The sequence below is a fragment of the Kitasatospora sp. NPDC023176 genome, assembly GCF_055560495.1.
In genome coordinates this window covers 54,420-73,824 of sequence record NZ_JBVHIP010000004.1, presented here as the reverse complement: position 1 = coordinate 73,824, position 19,405 = coordinate 54,420, and the positions used below count along the sequence as shown (strand labels likewise).

Annotated in this window: 17 protein-coding genes; 7 read left to right on the top strand and 10 right to left on the bottom strand. The window is 75.4% G+C overall.

Annotated features, from left to right (window positions below; translation table 11 throughout):
• Nucleotides 1-156: 156 nt before the first annotated feature.
• On the bottom strand, nt 157-756 hold the full coding sequence (locus tag ACZ3YL_RS08165; protein WP_188306148.1) for a TetR family transcriptional regulator: 600 nt from the start codon (nt 754-756) through the stop codon (nt 157-159).
• 291 nt (nt 757-1,047) lie between these two features.
• Between ACZ3YL_RS08165 and ACZ3YL_RS08160 the strand changes: the two genes are divergently transcribed.
• The 3 genes from ACZ3YL_RS08160 (at nt 1,048) to ACZ3YL_RS08150 (ending at nt 4,338) form a co-directional block, all read left to right on the top strand.
• Nucleotides 1,048-2,358, top strand: coding sequence for a glycosyltransferase family 4 protein (locus ACZ3YL_RS08160; RefSeq protein ID WP_188306149.1), 1,311 nt, complete (start codon nt 1,048-1,050; stop codon nt 2,356-2,358).
• A 172-nt stretch (nt 2,359-2,530) separates the two neighbouring features.
• Entirely contained in the window at nt 2,531-3,280 is a 750-nt protein-coding gene (locus ACZ3YL_RS08155) for a class I SAM-dependent methyltransferase (RefSeq protein WP_188306150.1), read from the top strand.
• The gene (locus tag ACZ3YL_RS08150; RefSeq protein WP_188306151.1) at nt 3,277-4,338 is read left to right on the top strand and encodes a prenyltransferase/squalene oxidase repeat-containing protein; all 1,062 of its coding nucleotides are present in this window, start codon (nt 3,277-3,279) and stop codon (nt 4,336-4,338) included. The genes ACZ3YL_RS08155 and ACZ3YL_RS08150 overlap by 4 nt, the downstream gene beginning before the upstream one ends.
• A gap of 85 nt (nt 4,339-4,423) precedes the next feature.
• Here the strand turns inward: ACZ3YL_RS08150 and ACZ3YL_RS08145 are convergent, their stop codons facing one another.
• The 4 genes from ACZ3YL_RS08145 to ACZ3YL_RS08130 all read right to left on the bottom strand — a co-directional run bounded on the left by ACZ3YL_RS08145 (nt 4,424) and on the right by ACZ3YL_RS08130 (nt 8,675).
• Entirely contained in the window at nt 4,424-5,359 is a 936-nt protein-coding gene (locus ACZ3YL_RS08145) for a hypothetical protein (RefSeq protein ID WP_188306152.1), read from the bottom strand.
• A gap of 209 nt (nt 5,360-5,568) precedes the next feature.
• A complete protein-coding gene (locus ACZ3YL_RS08140) occupies nt 5,569-6,576 on the bottom strand; it encodes an N-acetylmuramoyl-L-alanine amidase (protein WP_317621176.1) in 1,008 nt (335 codons plus the stop codon).
• A 7-nt stretch (nt 6,577-6,583) separates the two neighbouring features.
• Complete coding sequence (locus ACZ3YL_RS08135) at nt 6,584-7,837, bottom strand: hypothetical protein (RefSeq protein ID WP_465656191.1); 1,254 nt, start codon at nt 7,835-7,837, stop codon at nt 6,584-6,586.
• A 184-nt stretch (nt 7,838-8,021) separates the two neighbouring features.
• Nucleotides 8,022-8,675 (bottom strand): class I SAM-dependent methyltransferase, encoded by a 654-nt coding sequence (locus ACZ3YL_RS08130; RefSeq protein WP_188307351.1) that lies wholly within the window; start codon nt 8,673-8,675, stop codon nt 8,022-8,024.
• Nucleotides 8,676-8,864: 189 nt separating this feature from the next.
• On the opposite strand from ACZ3YL_RS08130, the gene ACZ3YL_RS08125 reads away from it, so the two are divergent.
• Nucleotides 8,865-9,950, top strand: a complete 1,086-nt coding sequence (locus ACZ3YL_RS08125; protein WP_465656189.1) for an alcohol dehydrogenase catalytic domain-containing protein — start codon at nt 8,865-8,867, stop codon at nt 9,948-9,950.
• A 66-nt stretch (nt 9,951-10,016) separates the two neighbouring features.
• Here ACZ3YL_RS08125 and ACZ3YL_RS08120 read toward each other — a convergent pair whose 3' ends face one another.
• The 3 genes from ACZ3YL_RS08120 to ACZ3YL_RS08110 form a co-directional block, all read right to left on the bottom strand.
• On the bottom strand, nt 10,017-10,190 hold the full coding sequence (locus tag ACZ3YL_RS08120) for a hypothetical protein (RefSeq protein ID WP_188307354.1): 174 nt from the start codon (nt 10,188-10,190) through the stop codon (nt 10,017-10,019).
• Nucleotides 10,191-10,633: 443 nt separating this feature from the next.
• Nucleotides 10,634-12,625 carry an alpha/beta hydrolase family protein gene (locus tag ACZ3YL_RS08115; RefSeq protein WP_465656188.1) on the bottom strand — a complete coding sequence of 664 codons (1,992 nt, stop codon included), beginning with the start codon at nt 12,623-12,625 and terminating at the stop codon, nt 10,634-10,636.
• Nucleotides 12,622-14,712: a class III lanthionine synthetase LanKC N-terminal domain-containing protein gene (locus ACZ3YL_RS08110; RefSeq protein WP_465656186.1), complete on the bottom strand. Its 2,091-nt coding sequence runs from the start codon at nt 14,710-14,712 to the stop codon at nt 12,622-12,624. Before ACZ3YL_RS08110 ends, ACZ3YL_RS08115 begins: the two co-directional genes overlap by 4 nt.
• A gap of 555 nt (nt 14,713-15,267) precedes the next feature.
• Between ACZ3YL_RS08110 and ACZ3YL_RS08105 the strand changes: the two genes are divergently transcribed.
• The 3 genes from ACZ3YL_RS08105 to ACZ3YL_RS08095 are packed head-to-tail and all read left to right on the top strand — an operon-like array spanning nt 15,268 to nt 18,024.
• A complete protein-coding gene (locus ACZ3YL_RS08105; RefSeq protein WP_465656184.1) occupies nt 15,268-16,104 on the top strand; it encodes a Nif3-like dinuclear metal center hexameric protein in 837 nt (278 codons plus the stop codon).
• A gap of 23 nt (nt 16,105-16,127) precedes the next feature.
• Nucleotides 16,128-16,871, top strand: a complete 744-nt coding sequence (locus ACZ3YL_RS08100) for a zinc ribbon domain-containing protein (RefSeq protein ID WP_188306503.1) — start codon at nt 16,128-16,130, stop codon at nt 16,869-16,871.
• Between the two features lie 4 nt (nt 16,872-16,875).
• Complete coding sequence (locus tag ACZ3YL_RS08095) at nt 16,876-18,024, top strand: bifunctional RNase H/acid phosphatase (protein WP_465656181.1); 1,149 nt, start codon at nt 16,876-16,878, stop codon at nt 18,022-18,024.
• Nucleotides 18,025-18,054: 30 nt separating this feature from the next.
• On the opposite strand, the gene yaaA is transcribed toward ACZ3YL_RS08095, so the two are convergent.
• Both yaaA and ACZ3YL_RS08085 read right to left on the bottom strand, forming a co-directional pair.
• Nucleotides 18,055-18,840 carry a peroxide stress protein YaaA gene (yaaA, locus tag ACZ3YL_RS08090; RefSeq protein ID WP_188306505.1) on the bottom strand — a complete coding sequence of 262 codons (786 nt, stop codon included), beginning with the start codon at nt 18,838-18,840 and terminating at the stop codon, nt 18,055-18,057.
• A 10-nt stretch (nt 18,841-18,850) separates the two neighbouring features.
• Nucleotides 18,851-19,336 (bottom strand): DUF3995 domain-containing protein, encoded by a 486-nt coding sequence (locus tag ACZ3YL_RS08085; protein WP_465656179.1) that lies wholly within the window; start codon nt 19,334-19,336, stop codon nt 18,851-18,853.
• Nucleotides 19,337-19,405: the final 69 nt, after the last annotated feature.

Genomic DNA, 19,405 nt, shown 5'->3' with positions numbered 1-19,405 from the left:
CCGGATTCGCACCGGCTTTCCCCGGGGGAGGAGCGGGATGGAGTTGTGCTGCCCGTCGACTCTAGCCGCCGGGTCGCGGCGCGCGGGTCGCGGGAGCGGGCGGGGACAGGAACAGGTTCCAGTAATCGGCCGCCGGCCGGGCTCCTCGGCGCGGGGTCAGGGCAGGGTGAGCAGCCGGGCGGCGGTGTGCAGGTCGGCCCGGACCTCGGCGATCGAGGCGCGCCCGGAGAGCCAGGCGACCAGGGCCGAGTGCCAGGTGTGCTCGATCACCCGGACGGCCGCGCGCTGGCTGTCGCTGGGTGGGCCGGACTGCCCGATCGCGTCCAGGATGAGCTGTCCGGTGGCGGCGCTGACCAGGTCCACCTCGGCACCGACCGAGCGGTCCGCGAAGCACATCGCGCGGACCATCGCCTCGGCCAGCAGCGGCTCGCGCTGCAGCGCGTGGAAGGCCCGGGTGAGGGTGTCGGCGACCCTGGGCGCGGGTTCCGGGCCGGCCGGCGGGTGCCGCCGGATGTGCTCCTGGAGCTCCTGCAACTGCTCCAGCATGACCGCGACCAGCAGGTGGACCTTGGACGGGAAGTACCGGTACAGCGTTCCGAGGGCGACCTGCGCGCTCTCCGCGACCTCCCGCATCTGCACGGCCTCGTACCCGCCGCGGGCGGCCAGCGCGGTGGCGGCGCGCAGGATGCGCCGGCGCCGCTCGGCCTGGCGCGCGGACAGCGGCGGCTCGCCCTGCGGAGGGGTGGCGGGACTCACGGGCGTGGTCGGCGACGGCAAGGGTGCTCCCGGGGGCGCGTGGGTGGCGGCGTGCTCCAGAAAGGTCGGCCCGGAGCGGCCGGCGGTCGGTCGCGGTCGGTCGGGCCCGGCGTGGCGGGAATCACCAGCCCTGGCTCCTGAGCGAAAGCTACGGGCCGGTATCTTCGAGGTCTCTCATTGTTCACACGGTCGATGACGAGTTCCACCGCCACTGAAACCTGATCTACTTTAGCGACCAGCGTCGCCGTTGGCGCCGCTCGCACCGATAGCAGCCAGAGATGAGGGCCGAGGATGACCGCGCAGCCGCTGCGGATTGCCCTGCTGTCATACCGCGGGGACCCGTTCTGCGGCGGTCAGGGCGTGTACGTACGGCACCTCGCCCGTGAGCTGGCCCGGCTCGGCCATCACGTGGACGTGATCGGCGCCCAGCCCTACCCCGTGCTGGACGAGGTCGAGGGCCCGGGCACGGTCCGCCTGGTGGAGCTGCCCAGCCTGGACCTCTACCGCGCCGACGACCCGTTCCGCACGCCCGCCCGCGACGAGTTCCGCGGGCCGGTGGACGTGCTGGAGTTCGCCACCATGCGCACCGGCGGCTTCCCCGAGCCGCTCACCTTCTCGCTGCGCGCCCGCCGGTACCTGGCCCGGCACAAGGGCCGCTACGACGTGGTGCACGACAACCAGACCCTCGGCTACGGACTGCTCGGTCTGGCCCGGCACGGCTTCCCGCTGGTCACCACGATCCACCACCCGATCACCGTGGACCGGCAGTTGGAGCTGGACGCGGCGACCACCCGGGTCAAGCGGCTCTCGCTGCGCCGCTGGTACGCCTTCACCCGGATGCAGCGCCGGGTCACGGCCCGGCTGGACCACGTGATCACCGTCTCCGGCACCTCGCAGCGCGAGATCGCCGAGCACCTGGGCGCCGCCCCCCGCGCGATCTCGGTGGTGCCGATCGGCGCCGACACCCGGCTCTGGTCGCCCTCGTCGGAGATCGAGCGGGTCCCCGGCCGGATCGTCACCACCTCCAGCGCGGACGTGCCGCTCAAGGGCCTGGTGTTCCTGGTCGAGGCGCTGGCCAAGGTCCGCACCGAGCGGGAGGCCCACCTGGTGGTGGTCGGCAAGCCGCAGAAGGAGGACGGGCCGGTGGCCGAGGCGGTGCGCCGCTTCGGGCTGGCGGAGCACATCGAGTTCCGCACCGGCCTGAGCGACCAGGAGCTGGTCGACCTCTACCGCTCGGCCGAGGTGGCCTGCGTCCCGTCGCTGTACGAGGGTTTCTCGCTGCCCGCCGCCGAGGCGATGGCCACCGGCACCCCGCTGGTCGCGACCACCGGCGGGGCGATCCCCGAGGTGGCCGGGCCGGACGGTGAGACCTGCCTGGCCGTGCCGCCGGGGGAGGCGGACGCGCTGGCCGCCGCGCTCGGCCGGCTGCTGGACGACCCGGAGCTGCGCGCCGAGCTCGGCGCGGCCGGCCGGGAGCGGGTGCTGGCCCGGTTCACCTGGGAGCGGGCCGCCGAGCTGACCGCCGAGGCGTACCGCGCGGCGATCGCCACCGGCGTCGGTGCCCGGGCCCGCTCCGGGCCGGGCTGGCGGTACGTGCCCTGAGCCCGGTGTCGAGGCCGGGCGCGGTGTGGAGGCCGGGCGTGGTGTCGAAGTCGGGCGCGGCTCCGAGGCCGAGCCCGGGCGAGAGGCGCCGGACCGGCGGAGCGTTGACCTGACGAAGCGGTCTGACGAAGCGTCAGGATCGCTTGGTAGCAATAGGAATGGGAGCCCTGCAGTGCTGACCGTCGATTTCTCGCGCTTCCCGCTCGCCCCCGGCGACCGGGTGCTCGACCTGGGCTGCGGCGGGGGCCGGCACGCGTTCGAGTGCTACCGCCGCGGCGCCAACGTGATCGCCCTCGACCAGAACGCCGAGGAGATCGCCGAGGTCAAGAAGTGGTTCGCCGCGATGGAGCTGGCCGGCGAGGCCCCCGAGGGCGCGTCGGCGGTCGCGATGGAGGGCAACGCGCTGGCGCTGCCGTTCGAGGACGACTACTTCGACAAGATCATCATCTCCGAGGTGATGGAGCACATACCCGATGACAAGGGCGTGCTCAACGAGATGTTCCGGGTCCTCAAGCCGGGCGGCCTGCTCGCCGTCACCGTGCCGCGCTGGCTGCCGGAGAAGATCTGCTGGGCGCTGTCCGACGAGTACCACGAGGTCGAGGGCGGCCACATCCGGATCTACCGGGGCGACGAACTGCTCGGCAAGCTCAAGGACGCCGGCCTGGAGCCGTACGGCACCCACCACGCGCACGCGCTGCACTCGCCGTACTGGTGGATCAAGTGCGCCCTCGGCGTGGACAACGACAAGGCGCTGCCGGTCAAGGCCTACCACCAGCTACTGGTCTGGGACATCGTCGGCACCCCGGTGATCAGCTCGATCACCAAGGCCGCCGAGAAGGCGCTCAACCCGGTCATCGGCAAGAGCTTCGTCGCCTACGCCACGAAGCCGCACCGCGCCGAGTCCGGTCGGTCGGGCGCATGACCGCCGCCGTCCCCGAGGTGCTGCTGCTCGACGGGGTGCTGGACGCCGAGCAGGCGGCCGACACCGTCCGCAGCATCCTCGCCGAGCAGCGCCCCGACGGCGCCATCCCCTGGTTCGCCGGCCACCACCTCGACCCCTGGGACCACACCGAGGCCGCGATGGCCCTCGACACCGCCGGCGAGCACGCCGCGGCCGAGGCCGCCTACCGCTGGCTCGCCGCCCGGCAGAACCCGGACGGCTCCTGGTACGCCGCGTACACCGACGGCGAGGTCACCGACCACGCCAAGGAGAGCAACTTCTGCGCGTACATCGCGGTCGGGGTCTGGCACCACCACCTCAGCACCGGCGACGACGCCTTCCTGGAGTGGATCTGGCCGGTGGTCCGGCGGGCGCTGGACTTCATCGTCGGCCTGCGGCTGACCGGCGGCCCGATCGCCTGGCGGGTCGACGAGGACGGCGCCGCCACCCAGGAGGCGCTGCTCACCGGCTCGTCCAGCATCCTGCACGCGCTGCGCTGCGGGCTGGCCGTCGCCGACTACCTGGAGGAGCCCCAGCCCGACTGGGAGCTCGCGGCCGGCCGGCTGGGGCACGCCGTCGCCCACCACCCCGAGCGGTTCCTCGACAAGGGCCGCTACTCGATGGACTGGTACTACCCGGTGCTCGGCACCGGCCTGCGCGGCGACGCGGCGGTGGCGCGGATCGAGCGGGACTGGGAGCGCTTCGTCGTCCCCGGCCTCGGCGTGCGCTGCGTCAGCGACCGCCCGTGGGTGACCGGCGGCGAGAGCGCCGAGCTGGCCCTCGCGCTCTGGGCGATCGGCCAGTCCGACCGCGCGGTGGACATCCTGCGCTGGATCCAGCGGCACCTGCGGCACGAGGACGGCTCGTACTGGACCGGGTACGTCTTCGAGGACGACGCGATCTGGCCCGAGGAGCGCACCACCTGGACGGCCGGGGCGCTGCTGCTCGCGGTGGCCGCGCTCGGCGGGGACCCGGCGACCGTCGCGGTCTTCGGCGGGGAGCAGCTGCCCGCCGGGCTGGTGGTCCAGGACTGCTGCTGAGGGCCTCCGGAGCATGACGAAGGGGCGGGACCGGATCACCGGTCCCGCCCCTTCGTCATGTCCGGACGTCCGTCGGACGACGGCGTCAGCCGCGCTGGATGCCCGCGGTGTCGGCCAGCACGCCCTGGCTGCCGTCCGGCAGCTGGGCGACCAGGGCCGCGCCGCGCTGCTCGACGGCCAGGTACCAGGTGCCCGGCACGACCTCGCCGACCGGGGCACCGGCCGGGTTGTCCTTCGGGGCCAGCTGGCGCGGGGCCGGCACGGCGAACCAGAACGGCTGGAAGTCCGCCGCCGGGGCGGCCTGCTGCTGGGCGGCCGGGATCGGCTGCGGGGCCGGGACACCGGCGTCCTGCGGCTGCGCCGGCTGACCGGGCTGCATCTGGCCGGGCTGCGGCTGGCCGGCGGCCGGGTAGCCGTAGCCACCGGCCGGCTGGCCGCCGAAGGCCGGGTCGTGGGCCTGGCCCGGGTAGCCGTACTGGCCGGGGCCGGGCTGACCGGGGGCGCCGGGGTGGCCGGGCTGACCCGGCATCGGGTAGCCGCCCTGGTAGGGGACGGCCGCCGGGCGGTCGCTGACCAGCGGGGCCTTCAGCGCCGGCACCAGCGGAGCGGCCGCGGCCGCACCCGCCAGCACGATCAGCGAGATCAGACCGAGCCAGGCACCGAAGCCGTGGCTGATGCTGCCGGCGGACGGGCCGCCGCCCAGCGCCCAGAGCGAGGTCCACAGCGCCGCCACGGCGAACGCGATGCCCCACTGGTCCAGCCGCAGGCCGAGCACCTGGCGGTTGGCGCCGGCCGGGCCCTGGAAACGCTGCACCAGGATCAGCACGGCCGCGGCGATGCCCAGCAGGTAGATCGAGGGCAGGATGGGGAACAGCTCGGTGCTCCACGCGTTCTGCGAGGTGTTCCCGCAGTACCGGCCGCTGCAGTCGACGGTCCAGTAGGGCAGGAAGGAGGCGATGAAGAGCAGGACGGCCCCGCCTGCGACGGCGGCGTCTCCCCTGGTGAGAGCGCGCAGATTCACTTACGTTCCCCTCGTTGACGTGTCGTGGACGGTGCTTCGCGCGGTCGTGCTGACCGGCCGAAACTCCCGAACGGACCAGAAGCCTAGGCCCAACCGTCCCGCCGGTGCACGGCGGGCTCGGCAATGGGTCGAAGTCGTTGCAAACCGTGCGGACGCGGTGGGCTGTCGTCCACCGGGCTCGTACGTCCCAACTCCCTTGCCGGGCCCACTCAGTGAGTGGTCAGGAAGGCGGCCAGCGCATCGGCGATCCCCTGGGCGGCCTGCTGGCGCCACTGAGGGTCCGTCATCCGTCCGGCGTCCGCGGAGTTGCGCATGTTACCGCACTCGATGAACACCTTGGGAACCGCGGAGAGGTTGAGGCCGCCCAGGTCGGAGCGGGTGTCCAGGCCGTCGTTCGCGATGTAGTCGGCGTAGGGCTCGCCGGTCGCGGCGTGGAAGTGCTCGCGCAGCAACAGGCCCAGCCGGTGCGAGGGCTCGACGATCGCCGAGTTGTCCGCCTTTCCGGCCACCACCTTGGCGGGCATGATCACGTGGAAGCCGCTGCCGCTCGCCGGGCCGCCGTCGCCGTGCACCGAGACCGCGACGTCGGCGTGCGCGTCCGCGCCCGCCCGGGCGCGCTCGTCGACGCACGGGCCCCAGGGGCGGTCGCCGTCCTGCACCAGCACCACCTTGGCGCCCCGGGCGGCCAGCAGGGCCCGGGCCCGGCGGCTGACGTCCAGGGTGTAGTCGGCCTCGGTGTAGCCCGCGTTGGTCTCGGTGCCGGTGGTGTCGCACTCCTTGCGGCCGTTGCCGACGTCCACCTGACGGTTGATCTCGGTGGGGTGGGCGGCGTTGCCGGGGTTGTGGCCGGGGTCGATCACGACGGTGCGGCCGGTGAGGTCGGCGGCCGAGCTCTCCGGGGTGGGGGTGGTCGTCGCGGCGCCGCCAGTGGGTGTGCTGCCGGTGGGCGGGGCCTCCGGGGTGGCCGGGGCCTGGCCGGTGGGCTGGGTGGCGGGCTGGGTGGGCGTCACGGCGGTGGACTGGACGCCGGTGGACTGGGCGGTGGTGGACTGGGCGGTGGTGGGCGACGCGGAGGTCGCGGCGCCCACCGGGCCGGAGTCGTCCAGGGCGTGCCAGCCCAGCCAGCCCGCCGTGCAGAGCGGAACGGCCACGGCCACCGCGGTGGCGGCGCGCAGCAGGGCGGAACGGCGGGGGGTGCGGGAGGTGGGGCCGGTCACGGGTGGTTCAGATCCTGTCCGAGGTGGGCGGGGTGAGACCGTACGTCGTGGCGATCGGCTTCCACTTGGTCAGGAAGTCGTTCTTCGCCTGGGTGGCCTGCGGGTTGAGCTCGTCCGCGTGCTTCTTGTCCGCCGTGGTGGGCGCGTTGCCGGAGCAGCCCTGGCCGGCGACCGCACGCCCCCAGCTCGCGTACGCCCGGTCGATGTCGGCGGACAACTGCCAGGCGGACTTGAGCGAGTTCACCGCGTCCGCGCCGCCCGGCAGGTCGGTGACGCTCAGCTTGGAGAGCTTGGTCAGCAGGCCGTCGCGCTGCTTGGCCCCGCTGTCGAAGACCTGCACCGCGCTGTCGATGTCGGTCTTCGCGGGGCAACTGGACACCTTGGCGACCGCGTTGCCGATCTGCGTCCTGGCGTTCCCGCCCTCGGTCAGCAGCGCGTCCAGCGCCTGCGCCTGGGCCTTGGCGTCGGGACCGGCGGTGGTCGCGGTCGGGGCGGGCGAGTCGGTGGGCGCGGCGGTGCTCGGCCCGGCGTCCGTACCGGTGGGCGCCGGGGCGGGCTGCGGATTGCCGGAGCCGGTCGCGGTGGCGGCCGAAGGGGCGGGCGCGGCCTGGCCGTTCTTGTCGCCGCCCTGGGTCGCGTACAGCAGGCCGCCGCCGACCGCCAGCACCAGCAGCACGGCGAAGCCGATCAGCAGCGGGGCCCTGCGGTTGGCCGGGCGGTCCTCGTCGTCCCCGCCGTCGACCGGGTGGGCCGTCGGGTGGTCCGGCTGGGTCCGGTACGGGGGCGGGGGGTACCCGTAGCCGCCCTGGGGGTTCGGGGCGTGCGGGTTCGGGGCCTGCGGGTACGGGCCGGCCTGGGGCGGCGGCGGGTAGACGTACCCCGGGCCGGGGAGCGGCCCGCCCTGGGAGCCCCGGTCCTGCGGGGTCGCGTGGGTGGGGAACGCCGTGGCCGCCGGCGGCGCGCCCGGGGGCGGCGGGGTGACCCGGGGGAGGGCCGTGGTCGGCGCCCCGGGGCCGGCGGCCGGTCCGGGGGCCGCCGCCGACATGTCCGGCGGCGGGCCGAAGCCCGGGGCGGTGGACAGGTACGGGCGGCCGCCCAGCGGCGGGCCCTGGTCGCCGACCGCGCCCGCGGCGGGGGGCGCGGTCGGCGCGCCGGGGGCGGACTCGGCGTCCGGGTGCTGCGGATTGCGGACCCAGCCGCCGCCGCCGCCGCGCGCGGTCGGGTCCCAGACCGCCGGAGCGGTGTTGTGCTGGTCCGTCATGTGCCGCTAGCCCCCACCGTCCGCCGATGCGCCGCGCTCTGCCTGGCGCCGTGCTCTGCCTGGTCCCGTGCTCTGCCTGGTGCCGCGCGGACACCGTACCGTTCGAGCCCCGCCCGACGGCCCCGGCACGACGTTAGAGCATCCTGGCCGGGCGGTGGGGGCGATCCCGCGGCTGCCCGGTCCGTTACGCGGCGGCCCGGCGCAGGACGCGCAGCGAGCCGGTCACCGAGACCTCCTCGAAGCCCTCGGCCAGCGCCCGCAGGTACACCCGGTACGGCGCCTGGCCGCCGTCCGCCGGATCCGGGAACACGTCGTGCACCACCAGCAGGCCCTCCGGCGCCAGGTGCGGCGCCCAGCCCTCGTAGTCGCCGGTCGCGTGCTCGTCGGTGTGCCCGCCGTCGATGAACACCAGGGCCAGCGGCCGGCCCCACAGCGCGGCGATCTGCGGCGAGCGGCCGACCAGCGCGACCACGTGCTCCTCCAGCCCGGCGGCGTGCAGGGTGCGGCGGAACCGGGGCAGGGTGTCCATCCGCCCGACCTCCGGGTCCACCAGGGTCGGGTCGTGGTACTCCCAGCCGGGCTGCTGCTCCTCCGAGCCGCGGTGGTGGTCCACGGTCAGCGCCACCGTCCCGGCCTCCCGCGCCGCGGCGGCCAGCAGCACCGCCGAGCGGCCGCAGTAGGTGCCGATCTCCAGCACCGGCAGCCCGGTGCGCCGCGCCGCCGCCACCGCCGCCCCGTACAGCGCGAGGCCCTCGTCCACCGGCATGAACCCGGTGGCCGCCTCGAACGCCGCCAGTACCTCCGGCGCCGGTCGGGCGCCCTCCAGCAGGTCGGACATGCGGTGCTCCTCGGGCTCGGACGACGGACGGGACGTGCTCGGACCCTACTCGACGGTAGCGGGCCGGCCGCCGTCCCCCTCCTGCCCCACCTGCCCGTTCGGCCGTTCTGGAACGCGTTCTCGTCGGGTGCCGGCGGCCGTGCCAGAATCGGCCCGACCCTTGACCCGAGGCACACCGGGAGCAGCCCCATGCGCGCAGCCGTCCTGCACAAGACCGGCCAGGACACCCTCGACGTCCGCGAGGACGTCACGGCGGTCGGCTTCGGACCGGGCACCGTGCGGGTCCGGATGCGCGCCGCCAGCCTCTGCCACTCGGACCTCTCCGCGATGAACGGCGTACTGCCGCAGCCCGCGCCGTTCGTCCCCGGGCACGAGGGGGCCGGCGACATCGTCGAGGTCGGCGAGGGCGTGAGCGGCGTCGAGCCCGGGGGCCGTGTGGTGCTCTGCTGGATGGCCCCCTGCGGCCGCTGCGCCCACTGCGAGCGCGGCCGCGGCCACCTCTGCATCGCCAGCCTGCGGCGGCTCGGCGCCCCCGGCTTCCGGCTCGCCGGCGACGGCACCGAGGCCTCCGGCTTCTACGGCACCGGTGCCTTCGCCGAGGAGGTGGTGGTCACCGCCGACGCCGTGATCAAGGTGCCGGCCGACCTGCCGTACGAGGCCGCCGCGCTCATCGGCTGCGGCGTGACCACCGGCATCGGCGCCGCCGTCAACACCGCCCGGGTCGAGCCCGGCTCCTCGGTCGCGGTGATCGGCGCGGGCGGGGTCGGCGTGGCCACCGTCCAGGGCGCCCGGGTCTGCGGCGCCGCCCGGATCACCGTCGTCGACCCGGTGGCCTCCCGCCGCGAACGGGCGCTCGCCTTCGGCGCCACCGAGGCGATCGCCCCCGAGGAACTCAAGCCCTTCGCCAAGGGCCTGCCCGGCGGCGGCTTCGACTACGTCTTCGAAGCGGTCGGCCGCGCGGCCACCGTCCGGGCCGGCTACGACGCGGCCCGGCGCGGCGGCGCGGTCGTCGTCATCGGCGCCGGCGCCCAGGACGACCTCGCCCAATTCACCATGGGAGAACTGTTCTTCAACGAGAAGCGGCTACTGCCCTCGCTGTACGGCGGGGCGCCGGTGGCGCGCACCATCGGCCTCGTCGTCGACCTGTGGCGGGCCGGGCGGATCGACCTCGACGGCATGATCACCCACCGGGTCGGGCTCGCCGACGTGAACCGGGCCATCGAGCAGATGCGCAGCGGCGAGGCACTGCGGACGGTGGTCTCGCTGGACTCGTGACCGACGCGCGAGGGCCCGCCGGGGTGTGTGCCCCCGGCGGGCCCTCGCGGTTCTGATCCGCCGGGCTCAGCCCCGGGCGCCGCCCGCGCGGTGCCGGCCGTGCGGGCCCGACCCGGGGGAGTCGTCGGCGGCGGAGCCACCCCGGTGGCGGCCGTGCGACGCGGCGTCCTCGGCCGTCATCTCGTCGGCGTCGGTCCCGTTGACCGCGGGTCCGGTGGTGTCGGTGAGGGTGTCGGACATGAGAGATCGTCTTCCGTGCGAGGGTGCAGGTCATCGGCGCCCGTCCGGCGCCTGCGGCACACGGTCGGGTCCCCGATCGGGCGCCCGGTACGCGCCCACAGCCGGTGATCGCGGCCCGTGCCCCGGCCACCATAACGGCCGGGACCGACGAGATCCTATCGACCTCACGAGGCGGGCCCCGCCCCGCCCGGCGGCGTCGAACCCAACCAGTGGCCCACGAGTTCGCGGTAGAACGGGGACAGCACCTGCAGATCGCCGTGCCGCGCCGACACCCCCCCGCCCGCCGTCCAACACCAGCACCCGGTCCGCCCGCACCGGGGGTGGTGCCCCGGGCCGTGACGGGCCCGGGAGTCTGGGAACTGCGAGGGATCCGTCAACGGATCCGAGAGAGCCCGCAGCGGATCCACTGGGGATCCACTGGGGATCCGGGGGCGTCGGGCGGGTCAGCCCGGCCGGCCGGTCCGCAGGAACGCGGCCAGCAGTTCGTGCAGCACCGCGGCGCCCTCCTCGGCCAGGACCTCGTGCCCGGAGCCGGCCGCCTCCACGTACCGGAAGTCCGTGCCCTCGACCCGTCCGATCCGTAGCAACTCGTGGCGCAGCGAACGGGATTGGCTCACCGGTACGACCTCGTCCCGGTTGCCGTGCACCACCAGCAGCGGTGCGCTCAGCCGGTGGGCGAGCTGGAGCACGTCGCGCGGTCCGCGGGCGTCCAGGATCGGTTCGCCGCCGCCGAGCCGGGTGGTCAACGCCCGTACGGGGGTGGCCGCTTCGGCCAGCAGTCGGGCGCCGGACAGGAACGGTGCGACCACCGCGCAGCGGGCGACCTGCTCGGCCGGTGCGTGCGCGGCCGCCAGGAGCGCCAGGAACGCGCCGTAGCTCACCCCGAACAGGGCGGGTGGTTCCAGGCCGAGCGCGGCCCGTTGGCCGGCGATGCCTTCCAGCAGGTACAGCACGTCGTCCAGGTCGGGTCCGCCCCAGGCGCCGCGGATGGCCAGTGCGTGCGGCACCCCGTAGCCGGTGGAGCCGCGTTGGTTGGGGGCGACCACGGCCAGGCCCTCGGCGGCCATCCGCTGGAGGGCCGGGTCGAACTCCAGCCGCCAGGCGTCGGCCGGGCCGCCGTGCAGGGCGAGCACCAGGTGCGGGCTGCTCAGCCAGGCGTCCCCGCCGTACACCACGGCCTCCAACGGGCCGGCCGGTCCGGCGAGTTCGAGGCTCTGCGCGGGCTGCCAGCGGCCGCCGTCGCCGGGTGGGGTGCTGCCGTCCAGGCGCCAGCCGGCGGGCTGGGTGCGGGGGGCGCGCTGCGCGCCGGGCTGCCAGGGCAGGGCGGTGTCCCGCCACGGGCCGGGCAGCCCCGAGCCCAGGGGCGCGAGTTGGAGCGGCAGTGGAATCGGGGTGGAGCCGGTCGGGGCCGGGCCGTGGGCCAGCAGGGCGTCCACGTCCAGGGTGGCCAGTGCCGCCGGGTGGTCGGGTGAGGAGTACGGGAGCCGCAGCCCCGCTCCGTCCCAGTGGCCGACCGCGCCGAGCCGCCCGGGCGGGACGGGCAGCGGGTCCAGTCGCCCGACGGCGGGCCGCCACAGGGCGAGCGCCGACCCGGCGCCGTGGTCGATCTGCACCGCGACCCGGGGGCCGTCCGCCGCCTGCCGCAGCGCGACCGGGCGCAGGACCATGCCCGTGACGTGCAGGCATTCCGGGAACCGCAGCGGCTCCCCGCCGCCCAGCACGCCCCAGCCGAGCCGGTCGGTGCCGGGTGCGTCGCTGCGCACCATCGCGAAGCGGCTGTCCGGGTCGAACAGCACCAGCCGGTCGTTGCTGTGCTCGCCGATCTCCAGCAGCGGGGTGGTGGTGCCGCTGCGCAGGTCCAGGGCGACGCTGCGGACGAGCCCGCCGGCCACCCGGTCCAGCGCGAGCAGCGCGCCCGCGTGGTCCAGCCAGGCGCCGCCGCCGTGCAGGCCGGGGATCTCAGCGACCTGGACGGGCTCGCTGCCGTCGGCCCGGACCAGCCAGGCTTTGGTCGCCGGGCGGGTGTCGGTGCCGAGGGCGATCGCCACCGGGCTGTGCGGGTCGGCGCCGGGTGGTACGGGGAGCGGCAGCAGCCGCAGTCCGGGCATCCGGAGTGTGGTCAACTGCTGTTCCACGGTGCCGTTCTCGCCGTACGAGAGGCGGACCAGGTCGTGCCGTTCGCCGTCGTGCCGGCAGACCAGGACCGAACCGTCGGGCAGGGCGACCAGCTGTGAGCGCAGTTGCTCCGACCGGTTGCCGGACAGCGGCAGCGCGGTCGGCGCGGCCGGCGAGCCGTCTGCGGGAAGCCGCCAACTCTCCACGTACCAGCCGCTGTCGGCGGCCGCGGCCAGGCAGGCCGCGTGGCCGCCGTCGGCGGAGAAGGAGAAGCTCAGCCGGCGCAGTGCCCGGGTGGTGGTGCGGGTGGCCACGTTCATGCCTCGCTCACCCCGGTGGTGCGGAAAGGGAGTTGACGAATGCCGGGGGAGACCGGGTCCAGCCGGAGCCGGGGGCCGCCGTGACGGAGTCGGAGCAGGAAGGCCAACGGCCCTGCGGTGCCGGTGCCGTAGGCCGCGGCGCAGCCCGTACCCGTCTCGTCGGGGAGGGTCGGCAGGCCGTCGCGCAGGGCGGCGCGGGCGGCGATCAGGCGGCCCGACTCGTGGGCCCCGGCGAGGAATTCGGGATCGTCGGTGGCCTCGGCGAGGTCCAGCAGGTACTCGCCGTCGCCGGCCAGGCCGTGGCAGGCGCTCACCCCGCTGTGCCAGCGGCCGGCCGGTACGGCCCGAGCGGCGGCCCGGGCGAGGTCGAGCGCGTCGGTGTCGCCGGCGGCGCGCCACAGCGGAGCGACGACGGCGGACGCGGTCGCGGGCCGCCGCGCAAGGCCGCCGCCCTGCCACCCACTGCCCTGCCACCCACTGCCCTGGCGCCCACTGCCCTGCCACCCACTGCCCTGCCGCCCGCCGCCGTCGCGCGCGCCGAACCCGTTGCCGTCCCGCCCGCCCAGCGCCTCCCGCACCCGCGCCACCCCCCACCGCAGCTCCGGCTCCTCCGCCCGCAGCCCCAGCACCACGGGCGCCAGCCGTCGCGCCGTCGCGCCCGAGCGGGCCGCGAGGGCGAGCCAGCGGCCGAGGCGTTCGGTGACCGGTCGGGCGTGCGGCAGGTCCTCCGGCAGCAGCGGGTCGTGCCCGGTGGCGAGCAGGAAGAGCAGCCCGCCGAGGGCGTACAGGTCGACGGCCGGGTCGGCGACGCTGGTGCCCGCGAGGGCGAGCCGCCCCTGTTCGGGGGCGCGGTAGCCGGGGGTGCCGGCGGTTCCGGCCGCCCGGCCGGTCTCGGTGGCGAGTTCGAGGTCGACCAGGCGCAGGCCGCCGTCCGGGCGGACCATCACATTGCCGGGGGAGAGGTCGCGCAGTACCAGCCCCTGGTCGTGCACCCGTTCGACCAGGTCGAGCAGCCCGTGCACCACGGGTCCGGCCTCGGCCCAGTCGACGTCCGGGCTGCCGTCGCGCCGTAGCCGGGCGGCGACCCAGGCGCCCAGCGGCTGTCCGGCGATTCGTTCCTGCACCAGGAAGACGGAGTCGTCCTGCTCGATCAGTTCGACGGCGCGCGGCGCCAGCTCCTGGCCGTCCAGCCGGGCGAGCAGTTCGGCCTCGCGCCGCAGCGCGTCGCGGGCGTCCGTCCCGGCGCGGTCGACCTCGATGTGCGCCCGGGCCTGCTTGACCACGACCTCCGTGCCGCTCGCCGCCTCCCGCCCGAGGAACACGCCCGCCTTGGCGCCGTGCCGCACGGCGGCGGTCACCGCGTAGCGCCCGGCCGGCAGGACCCCACGGGCCCCGCGACTCCGGGCAGCAGCAGCAGAAGCAGCGGACGGATCCCGCACCCACCCCGGCGCCCGGAACGACCCGCCGCGCCCGTCCTCGGCCCGTTCCCCGCCGGGCCCGCGCAGCACCGAGCGGTACTCCCCGTCGGTGCCCAGTTCCGCCCGCGCCGCGAACGCGCCGTAGCGGTAGTGCACCCGGCTGCCGGGCCGGTACGGCCGGTCGGACAGCACCACCGGCCCGGGCAGTCCGGCCGTGGCCCGGTCCAGTTCGGCCGCCGGCCGCTGGAACTGCGCGTCGTCCGCCGGGTGGACGGTGATGAACTTCCCCGCGGAGCCCCGGTCGCTGTTACGGGAGTTGAGCTCACGCAGCCGCTGCTCCGTGGCGGCGAACGTGAAGCCGCACGGGTCCGCGGCGAGCACCCGGACCACTGCCGCGAGTACCTCCCCACCCACCATCGAGGCCGCACTGACGTGCAGCTTCCACCCCTGGAGCGGAACCGGTAAGGGCGAGGAGAAGGGTGCGGACGCGGACGGCCGGGCCGTGCACCAGAAGCCCCCGACGGTGACCTCCCAGTCGCTTCCGCCTCCCCGGCCTCCGGCGCCGGCCGGCGCCGCCCGCGTCGTCTCCGGCCACGCACCGGTCGCCTCCGGTCCATGCCCCGCCGATCCCCGGCCCCCGGCCGTACGGAGGGATGTGCTCGCCCTCATCCGCCGCCACACCCCTTCGTCTCGGCTCCCGGCCGCGGGTGCCCTGCTCGGCATCCGCGGCGCGATGGCCCGGCCTGATCGGTTTCCTCGAAAGGAGCGGGAGTCCCGCTCCTGGACGGGAGTCCTCAACCGGGCCGTCGACCGATCGGTCGGGGCGGCCGGGGCAACTCCCGTTCGCAGGACTGAAGTTAGTTTCGAGAAAACCGAAGCCTCAACGCCGAGCCGGTCACTTCACTCGTAAGGATGATCCAGTGGCGGTTTCGAATTCGTACGAGAACACTGCTGTGAGTAACGGGCGCCCGGCGCCCCGAGCGCGTACGACGCGCGCGAGCCCGGACACGCGCCCCAGCAGCAGGTTGACGCGCACCTGTACGCCCCCGGCGCCCGCGCCCGAACGCCCCCACCCCCGCCCCCCAGTCACGTCCCCCAGTCACGTTCCACCCCCGTCCCCGGCCCCAGCCCCTGTCCTCACCCCCGTCCCCATCCCCTGTCCCCACCCCCGTCCCCCGATCGGCCGAGGCCCGACCGCCCCCGCGCGCACGGTAGTCTCGACAGGTGCCGAAACTGTCCGACGTCATCACCGCGCTCGAAGAGGTCTACCCCCCGCAGTGGGCGGAGTCCTGGGACGCCGTCGGCCTGGTCTGCGGGGACCCTCAGGCCGAGGTCAGCCGCGTGCTCTTCGCCGTCGACCCCGTCCAGGCGGTCGTCGACGAGGCCGTGGAGTGGGGCGCCGACCTCGTGGTCACCCACCACCCGCTGTACCTGCGCGGCACCACCAGCGTCGCCGCCACCACCTTCAAGGGCCGGGTGGTGCACACGCTGATCAGCAACGGCATCGCGCTGCACGTCGCCCACACCAACGCCGACCACGCCGACCCCGGCGTCTCGGACGCGCTGGCGGAGGCGGTCGGCCTCAAGGTCACCGGCCCGCTGGTGCCGGACCCGACCGACCCGCTGGGCCGTCGCGGCACCGGCCGGATCGGTCTGCTGGAGCCCCCTCTGACACTGTCGGCCTTCGCCGCGCAGGTCGCCGCGGGCCTGCCCGCGACCGCCGCCGGCGTGCGCGTCTCCGGCGACCCGAACCGGCTGCTGAGCCGGGTGGCGGTGTGCGGCGGCTCGGGCGACGGCTTCCTCGCCGACGTACGGGCGGCCGGGGTGGACGCCTACGTGACCGCCGACCTGCGCCACCACCCGGCCTCCGAGGCCACCGAGGCCGCGCCGGTCGCGCTGGTCGACGCCGCCCACTGGGCCACCGAGTGGCCCTGGCTCGGCCTGGCCGAGCGCGCCCTGCGGGCCGCCGCCGACCAGCACGGCTGGGCCGTGCAGACCAAGGTCTCCCACCGGGTCACCGACCCGTGGACCGCGCACGCCCCCATGTCCTTCACCGCCTGACCCGATTCACAGGAGCTTTCCCCTTGAACGCCGCGCCCGCCGACCAGATCCGCCTGCTCGACCTCCAGGCCTTCGACTCGAAGCTCGACCAGCTGGCCCACCGGCGCCGGGGTCTGCCCGAGCACGCCGAGATCGACAAGGCCACCGCCGACCACACCGCGCTCAAGGACCTCGTCGTCGCCGCCGAGGCCCAGAAGGGCGACACCGCCCGCGAGCTGACCAAGGCCGAGCAGGACGTCGAGCAGGTCCGCGCCCGTGCCGCACGCAACCAGCAGCGTCTGGACTCCGGCGCGATCACCTCGCCGAAGGACCTGGAGAACCTCCAGCACGAGATCGGCTCGCTGGCCAAGCGCCAGAGCGACCTGGAAGACGTCGTGCTGGAGATCATGGAGCGCCAGGAGAGCGCCAAGAGCCGGGTCGAGGAGCTGTCCGCCCGCCTGGAGCACTCCACCGTCGTCCTCACCGAGGCCGAGAGCCGCCGCGACGCCGCCTTCGCCGAGATCGACCGCGAGGCCGACAAGGTCAAGCGCGACCGCGAGACCGTCGCCGCCGTCATCCCGGCCGACCTGCTGAAGGTGTACACCAAGCTGCGCGAGACCCAGGGCGGCGTCGGCGCGGCCCGCCTCTTCCAGCGCCGCTGCGAGGGCTGCCGCACCGAGTTCTCGATCACCGAGCTGAACGCCATCAAGGCCGAGCCGGCCGACAAGGTCGTCCGCTGCGAGAACTGCTCGCGGATCCTGGTCCGCACCGCCGACTCGGGCGTCTGACCCGGTGGCGGCGCGCTTCATCGTCGAAGCGGACGGCGGGTCCCGGGGCAACCCGGGGCCGGCCGGCTACGGCGCGGTGGTCCGGGACGCCGACACCGGGCAGCTCGTCGCCGAGGCCGCCGAGTTCATCGGCCACGCCACCAACAACGTGGCCGAGTACAAGGGCCTGATCGCCGGACTCAAGGCCGTCCGCGACCTCGACCCGGACGCCTCGGTGGACGTCCGGATGGACTCCAAGCTGGTCGTCGAGCAGATGTCCGGGCGCTGGAAGATCAAGCACCCCGACATGCAGCCGCTCGCCGCCGAGGCGCGCACCGTCCTCCCGCGCGGCCGGGTCACGTACACCTGGATCCCGCGCGAGCGGAACAAGGACGCCGACCGGCTGGCCAACGAGGCGATGGACGCCGACCGCGACGGGCGTCAGTGGGAGCCCCGGAAGCCCGCCGAGGCCGTCGCCGGGCAGGCGGCCGCCGAGCCGCTGCCGAAGCCCCCCGCCCCCAAGGCCGGCTGGGCCGCCCCCGCCGACCTCGGCACCCCGACCACCTTCGTCCTGCTGCGCCACGGCGAGACCCCGCTCACCCCGGAGAAGCGCTTCTCCGGCAGCGGCGGCACCGACCCGGAGCTGTCCGACAAGGGCCGCTGGCAGGCCGAGCGGGCCGCCGAGGCGCTGGCCGCGCGCGGCAGCATCCAGGCGGTCGTCGCCTCCCCGATGCGCCGCACCCGGCAGACCGCCGAGATCGTCACCGCCCGGCTCGGCCTGGAGGTCCGGTACGAGGACGGGCTGCGCGAGGTCGACTTCGGCGCCTGGGAGGGCCTGACCTTCGCCGAGGTGCAGGAGCGTTACCCGGACGACCTGTCGGCCTGGCTGGGCTCCGCCAAGGCCAAGCCGACCGGCAGCGGCGAGAGCTTCACCACCCTCACCCACCGGGCCGGCGCCGCCCGGGACAGGATCCTCGCCCGGTACGCGGGGAAGACGGTGCTGGTGGTCTCGCACGTCAGCCCGATCAAGACGCTGGTCCGGCTCGCGCTCGGCGCCCCGCCGGACTCGATGTACCGGATGGAGCTGTCCGCCGCCTCGATCTGCGCCGTCCAGTACTACGCGGACGGCAACGCCTCGGTGCGGCTGCTCAACGACGGCTCCCACCTGCGCTGACCCTCCCCACCGGGGTGCGCCGGGCCCGGCTCAGTGCACCTCGGTGACCACCACGTCCAGCTGCCACGGCTTGCGCGCCGTGCCCTCGGCGGCCGGCTCGACCCGGTGGCCCAGCTCCCGCAGCGCGTCCATCAGCTCGCCCGGCGTCTTCGGCTCCGCCCCGGCGACCAGCAGGTCCCGCACCAGCCGGCCCTTGGTCGCCTTGTTGAAGTGGCTGACCACCGTGCGCTTGCCGTTCCGCTCCTGCAGCACCCGGACGGTCGCCGTACGGGAGGCCACCTCGCCGGCCGGCTTCCAGGCCGCCGCGTACGCGGAACTGCGCAGGTCCAGCACCAGCCCGTCCGCCACCTCCGGGAGTGCGGCGGCCGTCGCGCCCCGCCAGTACGCACCGAGCGCCCCCAGCTCCGGGAGTTTCACACCCATCGAGCAGCGGTAGGACGGGATCCGGTCGGAGATCCGCACCGCGCCCCACAGACCGGAGAACACCAGCAGCGAGCGCTCGGCGCGGGCGTACGCGGCGGCGTCCAGGGTGGCCAGGCCCAGGTTGTCGAACAGCACCCCGGTGTACACCTCGGCCGCCGGACGGGCCCCGGCGCTGGGCAGGGCCGCGTTCTTGGCGATCTCGCCGCGCAGGCCGGGGGTCAGCCCGAGCACCTCGGCGGCCGTGTCCTCGTCGCCCCGGCACAGACCGACCAGCGCGTCCAGCACCGCACCGCGCGCCGCCGTCAGCCCCGGCAGCGACAGCCGGTCGAGCGCGACCGGCTCGCCGTCCCCGGACGCGGCCTTGCCCTCCGAGGGCGGCAACAGCACCAGCACAGCGGACTCCTCAACAGTTTGTGGCGGACGAACCCCGCCACCCTACTGCGGCCGCTCCGGCCCCCAACGCCACGCACAGGGGCGAGTAGTACCGGACGTTCAGCCGCCGGAACCGCGCCGAGCGCCCGCTTGACCGCCCGAACACCATCGGCCCGGCCAGCCCGCGCGCCAGCAGCACCCCGGCCACCGCCCGCACCCCGGCCCGCCGCGACCCCGGCGGCCCCACCGGCGCCGCCACCCCGGCCTCCGCCGCCACCAGGTACGAGGCCGTCCCCAGCAACCCCGCCACCGCCAGACAGGCACCCGCCGGCGGCACCCCCGCACCCGCCCCCACCACGGTGTCCGCGAACTCCTCCGCCGTCCGCAACGGCCACGGCGTCACCGCCCACACCACGTGCAGCGCCCCCGCCACCGCCAGCCCGGCCGTCACCCCGGCCCCGACCACCCGCACCGCACCCACCACCCGCACCGCACCCACCACCCGCACCCCTTCCACGACCCGCCCTTCCCCCCACCGTACGAGCCCTCACCCCACCCCGACCCGCCGCCCGCCGCTCCGGTCGTG